The sequence below is a fragment of the Nocardioides sp. genome, assembly GCF_030149505.1.
Taxonomy (GTDB): Bacteria; Actinomycetota; Actinomycetes; order Propionibacteriales; family Nocardioidaceae; genus Nocardioides.
The window spans coordinates 1-11,673 of sequence record NZ_JASBRN010000078.1 but is presented as its reverse complement, the minus strand read 5'-3'; the positions used below and the strand labels follow the sequence as shown (position 1 = coordinate 11,673).

General features: G+C 73.8%; 10 protein-coding genes. 9 read left to right on the top strand and 1 reads right to left on the bottom strand.

Annotation, left to right across the window (positions count from 1 at the left end):
* Nucleotides 1–290 precede the first annotated feature (290 nt).
* On the bottom strand, nucleotides 291–656 hold the full coding sequence (locus Q1V71_RS17915) for a DUF2256 and DUF3253 domain-containing protein (protein WP_300645594.1): 366 nt from the start codon (nucleotides 654–656) through the stop codon (nucleotides 291–293).
* 111 nt (nucleotides 657–767) lie between these two features.
* On the opposite strand from Q1V71_RS17915, the gene Q1V71_RS17910 reads away from it, so the two are divergent.
* The 9 genes from Q1V71_RS17910 (at nucleotide 768) to Q1V71_RS17870 (ending at nucleotide 11,580) form a co-directional block, all read left to right on the top strand.
* A complete protein-coding gene (locus tag Q1V71_RS17910) occupies nucleotides 768–1,688 on the top strand; it encodes a MoxR family ATPase (RefSeq protein ID WP_300645593.1) in 921 nt (306 codons plus the stop codon).
* 10 nt (nucleotides 1,689–1,698) lie between these two features.
* On the top strand, nucleotides 1,699–2,820 hold the full coding sequence (locus Q1V71_RS17905) for a VWA domain-containing protein (RefSeq protein WP_300645591.1): 1,122 nt from the start codon (nucleotides 1,699–1,701) through the stop codon (nucleotides 2,818–2,820).
* The gene (locus tag Q1V71_RS17900; RefSeq protein WP_300645589.1) at nucleotides 2,813–3,937 is read left to right on the top strand and encodes an XdhC/CoxI family protein; all 1,125 of its coding nucleotides are present in this window, start codon (nucleotides 2,813–2,815) and stop codon (nucleotides 3,935–3,937) included. Before Q1V71_RS17905 ends, Q1V71_RS17900 begins: the two co-directional genes overlap by 8 nt.
* 138 nt (nucleotides 3,938–4,075) lie before the next feature.
* Nucleotides 4,076–5,224, top strand: coding sequence for an alpha/beta fold hydrolase (locus tag Q1V71_RS17895; protein WP_300645588.1), 1,149 nt, complete (start codon nucleotides 4,076–4,078; stop codon nucleotides 5,222–5,224).
* 186 nt (nucleotides 5,225–5,410) lie between these two features.
* The gene (locus tag Q1V71_RS17890) at nucleotides 5,411–6,643 is read left to right on the top strand and encodes a transcriptional regulator (RefSeq protein ID WP_300645587.1); all 1,233 of its coding nucleotides are present in this window, start codon (nucleotides 5,411–5,413) and stop codon (nucleotides 6,641–6,643) included.
* Between the two features lie 336 nt (nucleotides 6,644–6,979).
* Nucleotides 6,980–7,468, top strand: coding sequence for a (2Fe-2S)-binding protein (locus Q1V71_RS17885; RefSeq protein ID WP_300645586.1), 489 nt, complete (start codon nucleotides 6,980–6,982; stop codon nucleotides 7,466–7,468).
* Nucleotides 7,465–9,930 carry a xanthine dehydrogenase family protein molybdopterin-binding subunit gene (locus tag Q1V71_RS17880; RefSeq protein WP_300645585.1) on the top strand — a complete coding sequence of 822 codons (2,466 nt, stop codon included), beginning with the start codon at nucleotides 7,465–7,467 and terminating at the stop codon, nucleotides 9,928–9,930. Before Q1V71_RS17885 ends, Q1V71_RS17880 begins: the two co-directional genes overlap by 4 nt.
* Nucleotides 9,927–10,781, top strand: a complete 855-nt coding sequence (locus Q1V71_RS17875) for a xanthine dehydrogenase family protein subunit M (RefSeq protein ID WP_300645583.1) — start codon at nucleotides 9,927–9,929, stop codon at nucleotides 10,779–10,781. Before Q1V71_RS17880 ends, Q1V71_RS17875 begins: the two co-directional genes overlap by 4 nt.
* 7 nt (nucleotides 10,782–10,788) lie before the next feature.
* Nucleotides 10,789–11,580: an SRPBCC family protein gene (locus Q1V71_RS17870; RefSeq protein WP_300645581.1), complete on the top strand. Its 792-nt coding sequence runs from the start codon at nucleotides 10,789–10,791 to the stop codon at nucleotides 11,578–11,580.
* Nucleotides 11,581–11,673 lie beyond the last annotated feature (93 nt).

Here is an 11,673-nt window from a genome sequence, read left to right as displayed (position 1 = left end):
TCGGCCATGTTCGGCGGGAGCAGGAACTCCTGATCCCGCACGACTGGGCGATACGAACGAGCCATGCCCAAGTATTTCGCCCCAGCCGCAAAAACGGGCCGATCTCGCCCGGCGATTTGCAACAGCCACCAGGTTGAACCGGAACACCACACAGTGGTCCCGGCGCGGCGCCGCGCCGTGCCGGCCCCGCGACCGACCCGCCAGCATCCTGCTCGACCAGCGCCGAGTGAGTGTCGAACCAGCGCCGAGTGAGCGTCGAACTGGCGCCGAGTGAGCGCCGGGTCGGCGGATCAGCGCGCCCGGCGCACCCGGATCGGACCCTTGGCGGTCGACGGGTCGACCACCTTCCCGCCCTGGGTGATCTCGACCTCGCCGGCCGCGACCAGCCGCCGGGCCGCGCGGCGCGCGGGCTCCATCAGGTCGCGCCAGTCCTCGCCGCCGACGGCACGAGCCGCCTCGGAGGGGCAGATCGTCGCATCGGCGGCCCGGCGCGAGAGCAGGTCGCGGATGGAGGTCTCGAGCGCGCGGTCGGTGTCGGAGACCTTGTGCCGGCGGCAGGCGTCGGAGCAGTAGCGGACCTGGTCCCAGTCGCGCTCCCACTTCTTGCGCCACTCGATGGTGCGTCCGCACGAGACGCAGACCTTCGGCTCGGGCACGCCCGCCGACGTACCGGCCCCGTCACGCCCACCGCCCCGCTGCCTGCCCACGCCTCGAGGATGCCGCGCACCCAACCCGCGACCAACACCCCGATGTCTAGCCTGAGCCCCATGCAGGTCGACAGCAGCCCGGACGACAGGCCGGCGGGCCGTCCAGTGGGCGGCCCCGCGAGCAGCGCGGAGGTCGCCGAGCGGCTGGCCGCGACCGGCTACCTGTGCGACGAGTCGCTCGCGACCGTGGTGTTCCTAGCCCGGCGGATGGGGCGGCCGCTCCTGCTCGAGGGCGAGCCGGGCACGGGCAAGACCGCCCTCGCCGAGGCGCTGGCCCAGGTGCAGGGCGTCCCGCTGCTGCGGCTGCAGTGCTACGAGGGGATCGACGCCAGCCAGGCGCTCTACGACTGGGACTTCCCGCGCCAGGTGCTGCACCTGCGTGCCCTCGAGGCCGCCGGCGGCGCCGACGCGGAGCAGGCGGAGAAGAGCCTGTACGACGAGCGGTTCCTGCTCGCGCGCCCGGTGCTCGCCGCGCTGCAGCAGGCGCCGTCGGTGCTGCTGGTCGACGAGGTCGACCGGGCCGACGACGAGTTCGAGGCCTTCCTGCTCGAGGTGCTCTCGACCTACCAGGTCTCCATCCCCGAGCTCGGCACGATCCGTGCGGCCGAGCCGCCGCTGGTGGTGCTGACCTCCAACCGCACCCGCGAGCTGCACGACGCGCTGAAGCGCCGCTGCCTCTACCACTGGGTCGACCACCCCGGCTTGGAGCGCGAGGTCGAGATCGTCCGCACCCGGCAGCCGGACGTCTCCGAGGCGCTGGCCCGCCAGGTGGTCGGGGTGGTCCAGCAGCTGCGCGGCGACATCGGCCTGCAGAAGCCGCCGGGCGTCGCGGAGACCCTCGACTGGGCCCGCGCGCTGCACGAGCTCGGCTGCAGCGAGCTCGACCTCGCGACCGCCTCCCGGACCCTGGGCGCGCTGGTGAAGTACCGCGAGGACGCCGACCGTGTGAAGCACGCCCTCGACCGCATGCTCGTGGCCTGAGGCGGACCCCATGACCACGGCCACGAACATGCGACACGACGCCGACGAGGTGCTGCTGGCGTTCGCGCGCGCGGTCCGGGCAGCAGGGGTGCCGGTCACCCACGACCGGTCCGCGTCCTTCCTCGAGGCCACCGCGCTGGTCGGGCTTGGCGACGTCGCGGCGGTCCGCACCGCCGGGCACGCCACGCTCTGCGCCGGGCCCGACGACCTGCACCGCTTCGACCAGGTCTTCGAGGCGTTCTTCGACGCCCGGTCCGGTCTCCCGCGCACCCGCCCCGCCACGCCGGGGCGGACCAGCACGGCCACCCTCCCCGACGCCGAGGACGAGGGCGGCGAGGGCGGGGACGCCGGCGCGGTCGTGCGGGCCCGGGCCAGCGCGGAGGAGGTGCTGCGGCACCGCGACGTCGCCGGCCTCACCCCGGCCGAGAAGGCGCGGCTGGCCACGATGTTCGCCGGCCTGCGCGTGCGGGCCCCCCAGCGGCGTACCTCCCGCCACCGGCGGTGGCACCGCGGCCAGGTGGACGCCCGCGCCACCGTCCGCTCCAGCCTGCGCCGCCTCGGCGAGCCCGGCGAGATCGTCCACCGCCGCCGTGCCACCCGCCCCCGTCGCGTGGTGCTGCTGGTCGACGTCTCCGGCTCGATGAGCGGGTACGCCGACGCCTTGCTGCGCCTGGCGCACCGGCTGTCCCAGGCGCCCGGCGCCAGGGTGGAGACCTTCACGGTCGGCACGCGGCTGACCCACCTGACCCGCGCCCTGGCGACCCGCGACCCCGAGCGCGCGCTGGTGGCGGCGGGCGAGGCCGTGCCGGACTGGTCGGGCGGCACGCGGCTGGGGGAGACCCTGCAGGTGTTCCTCGACCGGTGGGGCCGTCGCGGCACCGCCCGCGGCGCCGTGGTCGTGGTCTTCAGCGACGGCTGGGAGCGCGGCGACCCGACGATGCTGGCCGAGCAGGTCGCGCGGCTGCACCGGGTGGCCCACCGGCTGGTCTGGGTGAACCCCCACCGGGGCAAGACCGGCTACGAACCCCTCCAGTCGGGGATCGTGGCGGTGCTGCCCCACGTCGACGACTTCCTCGCCGGGCACAGCCTGGCGACCTTTGCCGAGCTGTGTGAGGTGATCGAGCGTGCGTGAGGTCCTGCCCGAGTTGATGCGGTGGTGGGAGGCCGGTGAGACCGTCGGGGTCGCCACGGTCGTCGCGACCTTCCGCTCCGCCCCGCGCCCGGCGGGCGCCTCGATGCTCCTGGGCCCGGACGCCTCCGCGGTGGGGTCGGTCTCCGGCGGCTGCGTCGAGGGCGCGGTCTACGAGCTGGCCGGCGAGGTCGTCACCTCGGGCGCACCGGTGCTCGAGCGCTACGGGGTCTCCGACGACGACGCCTTCGCCGTCGGGCTGACCTGTGGCGGCATCCTCGACGTCTACGTCGAGAAGGTCTCCCGCGAGACCTTCCCCGAGCTCGGCGAGATCGCCGCAGACATCGAGGCCGGTCGTCCGGTGGCGCTGGCCACCGTCATCGAGCACCCCGACCCGGCGGTCCTCGGGCGCCGGCTCGTCGTGCGCCCGGGCGAGCCGCTGTCGGCCTCGCTCGGCTCCTCGCGGATGGACGACGCGATCCACGACGACGCCCTTGGCCTGCTCGCCACCGGCTCGGCGGCGACGCTGACCTACGGCACCGACGGCGAGCGCCGCGGCGAGGGCATGCGCGTCTTCGTGTGGGGCTTCGCCCCGAAGCCGCGGATGCTGGTCTTCGGCGCCATCGACTTCGCCGCCGCGGTCGCCCGGGTCGGCTCCTTCCTCGGCTACCACGTCACCGTCTGCGACGCCCGCCCCGTCTTCGCCACCGCCTCCCGCTTCCCCGACGCCGACGAGGTGGTCGTCGACTGGCCGCACCGCTACCTGCGCGCCGAGGTCGAGGCCGGCCGGATCGACGCCCGCACGGTGCTGACCGTGCTCACCCACGACCCGAAGTTCGACGTACCCCTCCTCGAGGTCGCGCTCCGCCTCCCCGAGGTCGCCTACGTCGGCGCCATGGGCTCGCGCCGCACCCACGACGACCGGCTCGAGCGGCTGCGCGAGGTCGGCCTCGGCGCCGACGAGCTCGCCCGGCTGCACAGCCCGATCGGCCTCGACCTCGGCGCCCGCACCCCTGAGGAGACCGCCATCTCCATCGCCGCCGAGATCATCGCCGGGCGCTGGGGTGGCAGCGGCGAGCCGCTCGCCGCCACGACCGGGCGGATCCACGGCGAGGAGTGAGCCGCGCGTGGCAAGGTCCATCGGCCGGCCGACAGACCTTGCCCTGGGCCGATGGACCTTCGTCGGCCCACCGCAAGGTTCATCGGCCGGCCGATGGACCTGCCCAGCCGGGTTGACCCCACCCGCCACAGTGGTCCCATGACGCCCACCCGCGGGTCACACCAGCGCACCACCGGCCGGCTGGGCGCGTACGCTGCCTCGCTCCTGCTCCTCGCGCCGCTCACCGCGTGCGGCACCGGCGATGGCGAGCCCGCGGCGGAGCCGCCGGGACCCGCGCGGACCAGCGCGACAGCCGGTCCGGCCCCTTCGCCCAACGGCGACCGCACTGACGACCCCACCGACGCCCCGGCCACCGGCTCGACGGACGCGGGCGAGGACGAGGCCGGCCTCGACCCCGAGGCCGCCGACCTCCCGCCCGTCCGCGACCGGGTGAGCCTGCCCGCCCTCATGCGCGAGGAGGTCCGCGGCAGCGGCCTCACCACGACCCGGCAGCTGGCCGAGACCGACAACTGGACCGGCTACGCCGCGACGTACCGCGTCGACGGCGCCACCGTCTCCGGCGAGCTGCTCGTGCCCAAGGGGGAAGGCCCCTTCCCCGCCCTGGTGCTCAACCACGGCTACATCGACCCCGACGTCTACGTCCTCGGCCAGGGCATGAGCCGCGAGCAGGAGTGGTTCGCCGCGGCGGGGTTCGTCGTCCTGCACACCGACTACCGCGGCCACGCCGGGTCCGACCCGGTCAGCGACCGGGACCGCGAGAGCCGGCTGGTCTACACCCGCGACGCGATCGGCGCGGTGAAGGCGCTGCAGCGGATGCCGTACGTCGACGCCGACCGCACGGCCTACGTCGGTCGCTCCATGGGCGGCGGCGTCACCCTCAACGCGATCGTCGCCGAGCCGGACCTCGTGGACGCCGCGGTCGTCTTCGCCTCGGTCAGCAGCAGCTTCGTCGACAACCTGCGCCAGTTCACCGAGCCCAACCGACCTGACGGGGCGCGGGCCTTCTACGCCCGCCACGGCACCCCGCAGGACGACCCGCGCTTCTACGACGGGCTCTCCAGCCGCACCTACTTCGACCGCGTCGAGGTCCCGGTCCTGCTGCACCACGGCACCGCCGACGACACCTGCCCACCGCAGTGGTCGCGCGAGACCGACCGGCTGCTCACCCGCGCCGGCGCCGACTCCACGCTGGTGGAGTGGCCGGGGGAGGGCCACGCCTTCGGGCCGCGTTTCGGCGACTCGATGCGCCGTACCGTCGCCTTCCTGCGCCGCCACCTCGACGCCTGACCTCCGTCGCCCGGCTGCCGGCGGACGGGCGGCCGTGAGGTCCGCCGGGGCGCCGCTGGACCTCGCCCGAGCCGCCCGAGGCGGTCCCGCGGCTGCGACGCCCACCCGGCTCGTGCGGGTACCCGAAACCGGGGACAGCCCCACGGCCTGTGACCCCCGTCACCAGGCCGGTGCTACGTTCACGCCATGGAAGCGGACCTGCGGGCTCGCCGGGTCGACGCCGTGCGGGCGTGGACCTCCTTCGTCGAGCGCGGTGACGGCGCGGAGCACCTGGTGCGCCCGGAGATCTGGTCGAGCTGGACCCGCTCGGAGCAGACGATCAGCCCCGAGGTCGCGTACGCACCGCTCGACGACGAGTCCGAGACCGAGGCCTACTGGCGCGAGTCGCCCCTGCAGACCGCCGTGGAGCGCGTCGAGGAGGACCTGCGCCGCACCTGCGAGGACGGCGACCTCGTCGTCGCGGTGACCGACCCCCAGACCCGCATCCTGTGGACGTACGGCGGTCGCACGATGCGCCGCAAGGCCGAGTCGGTCAACTTCGTGGCCGGCGGCCGGTGGGACGACCGCTCGGCCGGCACCAACGCCCTCGACCTCGCCAACCGGCTCGACCGGCCGCAGATGGTCTTCAGCGCCGAGCACTACGCCTCGATGGTGCACAACTGGGTCTGCTGGGCCGCACCGGTCCACGACCCCGCCACCGGCGTGCAGCTCGGCGTCCTCGACCTCTCCACCACCTGGGACCGCACCCACCCGATCGGCCTGGCCACCGCCCAGATCATGGCCCGCCTCATCGAGCAGGCCCTGCCCGCCAGCGCCGTTCCGCTCGGCAGGACGCCCGGCCTCGACGGCGGCCAGCCCGGCCTGGTCCTCTCGGTGCTCGGCACCGCCGAGGCCCGGCTCGACGGGCAGCGGCTCCTGCTCAACCGCCGCCAGTCCGAGATCCTCGCGCTGCTCGCCCTGCACCCCGAGGGCCTGTCCCTGGACCGCCTCCACGCCGCGGTCTACGGTGACCACGCCGTCACCTTCTCCACGCTCAAGGCCGAGGTCTCCCACCTCCGCGCCGCCCTCGGCGGCCAGCTCTCCTCCCGCCCCTACCGCCTCACCATGCCGGTGGCCACCGACGTCGACCACGTGCTGTCGATGCTGCGTCGCGGCCGGGTCAGCCAGGCCGTCGAGGCGTACGGCGGCGACCTGCTGCCCGGCACGGACTCACCGGCCCTGCAGGAGCTCGGGGAGTACGTCGCCGTCGCGGTCCGCGAGGCCCTCCTGGCCGACCCCGAGCCCGAGGCCGTCGCCCGCTACAGCGACCTCGCGCCGTACGACACCGAGGTCGTCGAGGCCGCCCTCGCCCGCCTCGGCGGTCGCGCCCACCCCCTCGTCCCCCTCCTCAAGGGCCGCCTCGCCGCCGCCCGCACCTGACGACCCGTCGCACCCGGCACGCCGACCGCTCCCACCGCCCAGCCGTCCGGACGAGAGCGGCTGCACGCCATCTGTCGAGGGGGCTGCGCGGACGACCGCGCCCACCCCCGGCGGTGGATGGATGGGCCTGGCCCCCCTGGAGCGACGAAGGAGCGGAAGGGGTGGATCTCCGCCGCCGGGGGTGGGGACGGGCGGTAGCGCAGCCCCCGCGACCCACGAGCGGGCAGCCGGTCGAGGACCCACCAACCAAGCCCCACCCACACACCAACCCACCACCAACCGTCCGCTCCTAGCGTGAGCCCGGTCACACCCATCCACGTTCCCCTTGGAGAGTCCATGACCCGGATCAGCCTCACCGTCGACGGCGCCAAGGTGGCCGACGACGTGGAGCCGCGCATGCTGCTGGTGCAGTACCTGCGCGAACGTCTCGGCAAGACCGGCACCGTCGTCGGCTGCGACACCAGCAACTGCGGCGCGTGCACCGTCCACCTCGACGGCACCAGCGTGAAGTCCTGCAACGTCCTGGCCGTGCAGGCCGACGGCTGCGAGGTCACCACCATCGAGGGCCTGGCCCAGGACGGCGAGCTGCACCCGGTGCAGGAGGCCTTCCGCGAGTGCCACGGCCTGCAGTGCGGCTTTTGCACGCCGGGCATGATCATGCAGAGCGTCGCCCTGCTGAAGGACAACCCGAGCCCCTCCGAGGAGGAGATCCGGCTCGGCCTCGAGGGCAACCTGTGCCGCTGCACGGGCTACCACAACATCGTCAAGGCCGTGCAGCACGCCTGCGGCCAGGGCGCCGGTGCGCAGCAGGAGGTGACCGCATGACCGCCGTCCAGGAGCCCACCGCCGAGCGGGAGATCGGCCGCGAGCGCCGCCGCAAGGAGGACCAGCGCCTCATCACCGGCCGCACGCGCTGGACCGACAACCTCAACCTGCCGGGGATGCTGCACCTGGCGATGGTCCGCAGCCCCTTCGCGCACGCCAAGATCGTCTCGATCGACACCACCGCGGCCAAGAACGCCACCAACGTCGTGGACGTGCTGACCGGCGCCGACCTGGGCGAGGCCCAGGGCGCCTGCATCAACGCCTGGGCGATCACCGAGGACCAGGTCACCCCGCCGCACCTGCCGATGCCGAGCGACCGGGTCGCCTTCGCCGGCGAGGTCGTCGCGGTGGTCGTGGCTCGCACGGCGGCCGAGGCCCGCGACGCCGCGGAGATGGTCGACGTCGAGTACGAGCAGCTCCCGGCTGCGCTGGACCTCAAGGAGGCCGCGACCGACGCGGTGCTGGCCCACCCGGACCTCGGCACCAACAAGTCGGCGTTCTGGAAGTTCGACTCCGCCGAGGCCGGCACCGGCGGCGACGTCGACGCGGCGATCGCCACGGCCCGCGACGGCGGCATCGTGATCGAGCGGGAGTACCGCCAGCAGCGGCTCATCCCCGCCTTCATGGAGCCCCGCTCGGTGGTGGTGGACCCGACCGGCGAGCAGATCACCGTCTGGTCGGCCACCCAGATCCCGCACATCCTGCGCTTCGCGATCGCCGCGACCACCGGGGTGCCGGAGTCGAAGATCCGCGTGATCGCCCCCGACGTGGGCGGCGGCTTCGGCGGCAAGCTGCAGCAGACCCCGGAGGAGATGATCGCCTTCGCGGTCGCCCGTCGGATCGGCAAGCCGGTGAAGTTCACCGAGACCCGCAGCGAGTCGCTCATGACCGCCCACCACGGGCGCGACCAGTGGCAGAAGATGACGCTGGCCGCGGACAAGGACGGCAAGGTCACCGGCCTCAAGGTCGAGCTGCTGGCCGACCTCGGCGCCTACGTCGCGATCATCGGCGGCGGCGTGCCGGTCCTCGGCGCGTTCATGTTCAACTCGATCTACAAGTTCCCGGCCTACCAGTTCAACTGCCAGACCGTCCTCACCAACAAGACCTGGACCGACGCCTACCGCGGCGCCGGACGGCCCGAGGCGACGTACGGCATCGAGCGGATGATGGACGAGCTGGCCGCCGAGCTCGGCGAGGACCCGATCGAGGTCCGCCGCCGCAACTGGATCGACGCCTCGGAGTTCCCCTTCACCACCGTCGCCGGCCTGGAGTACGACTCCGGCGACTACGAGAAGGCGACCCAGCGGGCCATGGAGATGCTCGGGTACGACGAGCTGCGGGCCGAGCAGAAGCGGCGCCGTGACGCGGGCGACCGGGTGCAGCTGGGCATCGGCGTCTCGACGTTCACCGAGATGTGCGGCCTGGCACCGAGCCGGGTCCTGGGCCAGCTCAACTACGGCGCCGGCGGCTGGGAGCACGCGAGCGTCCGGATGCTCGCGACCGGCAAGGTCGAGGTCATCACCGGCGCCTCGGCGCACGGGCAGGGCCACGAGACGGCGTTCAGCCAGATCGTCGCCGACCGCCTGGGCGTCCCGTTCGAGGACGTCGAGGTGCTGCACGGCGACACCCAGATCTCCCACAAGGGACTCGACACCTACGGCTCGCGCTCGCTGGTCGTGGGCGGTGAGGCGCTGGTCAAGGCCGTGGACAAGGTGATCGAGAAGGCCAAGCCGCTCGCGGCTCACCTGCTCGAGGCCAACGCCGAGGACCTGGAGTACGTCGGCGGGCGCTTCGGCGTGCGCGGCACCGACCAAGGCGTCACGATCCAGGAGCTCGCGGGGGCGGCGTTCGCGGCGCACAACTACCCCGAGGACATGGAGCCGAGCCTCGACGCCGAGGCGACCTACGACCCGGTGAACTTCAACTACCCGCACGGCACCCACCTGTGCGCGGTGGAGGTCGACACCGAGACCGGCCAGGTCAGCATCCGCAAGTACGCCTGCTGCGACGACATCGGCAACATCATCAACCCGCTGATCGTCGCGGGGCAGGTCCACGGCGGCCTGGTCCAGGGCATCGCGCAGGCGCTGTGGGAGGAGGCGGTGTACGACGACTCCGGCACGCTGGTGTCCGGGTCGTTCACCGACTACCTGCTGCCCACGACGGCCGACACCCTCTCCTTCGAGGTCGACCACACCACCTCGCCCTCGCTCACCAACACCCTCGGCACCAAGGGCGTCGGCGAGGCCGGCACGATCGCCTCCACCCCGGCCGTGGTGAACGCGGTGGTCGACGCCGTGCGCCACCTCGGCATCAACGACATCCAGATGCCCTGCACCCCGCAGCGGGTCTGGAAGGCCATCCAGGGCGCCGGCTCCGGTGGCGCGACCCCGGGTGCGGCGATGCCGCACTTCTCCGAGGACCAGCCCGGTCAGGACAGCACGGAAGGAGCGGGCGCGTGATCCCCGCACAGTTCGACTACCTCGCCCCGACGACGATCGACGAGGCGCTGGCCGCGCTGGCCGAGCACGGCGACGACGCCAAGATCCTGGCGGGCGGGCAGTCGCTGCTCCCGGTGCTGCGGATGCGGCTCAACGCCCCCGAGATGGTCATCGACCTCAACAAGATCCCCGAGCTGCGCGGGGTCCGCGACGACGGCGACCACCTGGTGATCGGTGCCATGACCCGGCACAGCGACATCGCCAAGGACCCGCAGGTCGGCGAGCACGCGGCGCTGCTGCAGAAGGCGGTGCACCACCTGGCCGACGAGCAGATCCGCCACCGCGGCACCTTCGGCGGGGCGCTGGCCCACGCCGACCCCGCCGGTGACATGGGGGCTCCCGCCCTGGCGCTGGGCTGCGAGTTCGTGATCGCCGGGCGCGACGGTGTCCGCAACGTCGCGGCCGACGACTTCTTCGTCGACCTCTTCGAGACCGCGATCGGCGAGGACGAGATCCTCACCGCCGTGCGGGTGCCCAAGCACACCGGGTGGGGCGCGCACTATGAGAAGTTCGTGCGGGTGGCGCACCAGTGGCCGATCGTCGCGGTCGCCGCGGCGGTCAAGGTCGACGGGGGCACCATCACCGAGGCACGCGTGGGCCTGACCAACATGGGCTCCACACCGCTGCGGGCCCGCGCGGTCGAGGACGCGCTGCGGGGCCAGCCGGCCACCGAGGACGCCGTCCGCGAGGCGGCGTCCCGGGCCGCCGAGGGCGCCAACCCGCCCTCGGACCTCAACGGTGACGCGGAGTACCGCGCCCACCTCGCCACGGTCCTCACCCGCCGCGCCGTGCTCACGGCGGCGGGGGTCTGAGGCCGGCGTGGAGCTCAAGCACAGCTTCACGGTCCCCCTCGGCGTCGAGGACACCTGGACCCACTTCGAGGACATCGCGGCCCTGGCCGAGTGCTTCCCCGGGGCGGTCGTCACCGGTGTCGAGGGGGACACCTTCTCCGGCACGGTCAAGGTCAAGCTCGGCCCGATCGCCCTGCAGTACGCCGGGTCCGGGACGTTCGTGGAGAAGGACGACGCCGCCCACCGGTTCGTGGTGGAGGCCAAGGGCAAGGACAAGCGTGGCAACGGCACGGCCGGAGCGACGGTGACCCTCGTGATGAGCGGGGACGCGGCCTCGACCGACGTGCAGGTCGACACCGACCTCAACGTCACCGGCAAGCCGGCGCAGTTCGGCCGCGGGGTGATGCAGGACGTCTCGGACAAGCTGCTCGGGCAGTTCGTCTCCTGCTTGGAGCAGCGGCTGGCCGCACCCGAGCCGGCCGCTGCCACGGACGGGGACACGGCCGCGGAGCCGGCCACATCGGCTGCGGGGGCGCCGTCGGGCGTGGCCGGCTCCGGGTCGGCTCCGGCTGCCGACGAGACGCCCATCGGCTCCAGCGCCGCTGCGGCCGCGGCCGCCGGGTCGGGTGCGGGCTCCGGGCCGGCCGGCGGCGTACGCCCGATCGGGAGTGCGCCGTCGCGATCGGCTCCTGCCGGTGACGACGCGCTCGACCTGGGGGCCACGGTGCTGCCGGTGCTGCTGCGCACCTACGGCCCCAAGATCGGCGCGGGCCTGGGGGTGCTGCTCGTGCTGGTGCTACTGCGGCGCCTCCTCCGCTGACCGGAGGCCCGGAGGACCCGGGGGTGGGGGGGGGGGCGGCGGCGGGGGCGGCCCCCCCGCTGGCCGGCCGCCGCGCGCCCCCCGCGGGGCGGC